1 protein-coding gene is annotated in these 1,318 nt (G+C 74.0%); it reads left to right on the forward strand.

The window, feature by feature from the left end; all coding sequences use genetic code 11:
• The coding region (locus tag HW445_RS31270; protein ID WP_180224151.1) for an MFS transporter at positions 1 to 1,318 on the forward strand (1,318 nt) is incomplete at both ends.

The raw sequence follows: 1,318 nt of genomic DNA on the forward strand, positions 1-1,318 counted from the left end.
GCCGCCTACGCCGGCGGCTCCCTGGGCATGGGGGTCTGGGTCACCGTGCCCGGGCTGCTGCTCCTCTACTTCCTCACCGACGTCCTGGCGGTGCCGGCCTTCCTCGCCGGGCTGACCCTGCTGCTGCCCAAGGTCGTGGACATCGTCGTCCACCCGTTCCTCGGCTCGCGCTCCGACCGGGAGGCGGTCCGGTTCGGCCACCGCCGCCGGATGATGCGGTCCGGTGTGCTGCTCGGGGCCGCCATGGTCGCGATGTTCAGCGTGCCGTCCGCCCTCACCGGCGGGCCCGCGGCGCTCTGGGTGGGCTGCTGGTTCGTGGTGGGCAACCTGCTCTTCGCCCGATTCCAGGTGCCGTACCTCACCACGGCCTCCGACCTGCTGGTCGGGTACCACGAGCGGACGCGGGTCTTCATGTTCCGCATGCTCTGCCTGACCGTGGGGCTGCTGTGCGCGGGCGTCGCCGCGCCCGCCCTGACCGCCGCGGGAGGCCGGGACGACTACACCCGCATGGCGCTCCTGCTCGCGACGGTCATGGCCGTCACGTCGGTGGTCGCGCTGTCCGGGGTGCGCCGGCTGACCGAGGGCTGCGGCGTCCGCGCGCCCGACGGGGCGGGCGGCCACTCCACCCTGGCCGACCTGCGGCTGGCCTGGCGGGACCGGGACTACCGGGCGCTGGTGCTGTCGTACCTGTTCACCGGAACGACCACGCACCTGTTCCTCGCCGCGCTGCCCTACTTCACCGAGTACGTCTTCGAGGACTCCGGCCTCACCGCCCTGCTGATGGGCCTGTTCCTCGCCCCGGCGCTCTTCGCCGGCCCGCTGTGGACGGCCTGGTCACGGCGCTTCGGCAAGCAGCGGGGGCTGCTGCTCTCCCAGGCCGCCTTCGCGGCGGGCTCCCTGGCCCTCCTGCTGGGTGCGCTGCTCGGCGGGGTGCCCGGCATCGCCGTCACCGCCGTGGTCGTGGTGGTGATGGGCGTCTCGTTCGCCGGGCTCCAGCTGTTCGCGTTCTCGATGGTGCCCGACGTGGTCGCCGCGGCGGAGGCGGGCGGATCGGCCAAGGCGGGCGGATCGGCGAAGGCGGGCGCGTACACGGGTCTGTGGACCGCGACGGAGGCGACCGGCACCGCCGTCGGACCGTACGTGTACTCGGCCGTCCTGGCGCTGGGCGGTTTCGTCTCGAGCACCGCCGGAGAACACGTCGCCCAGCCGGGCTCGGCGATGACCGCGCTGCTCGTCGGCTTCACCGCGGTGCCGGCGGCGCTGATGGCCGCCGCCCTCTGGTTCCAGCGGCGCTACACCCTGGACCGCCGCCCCGCGT

Source organism: Streptomyces sp. UH6 (assembly GCF_013421635.1).
Lineage (GTDB): Bacteria > Actinomycetota > Actinomycetes > Streptomycetales > Streptomycetaceae > Streptomyces > Streptomyces abyssomicinicus.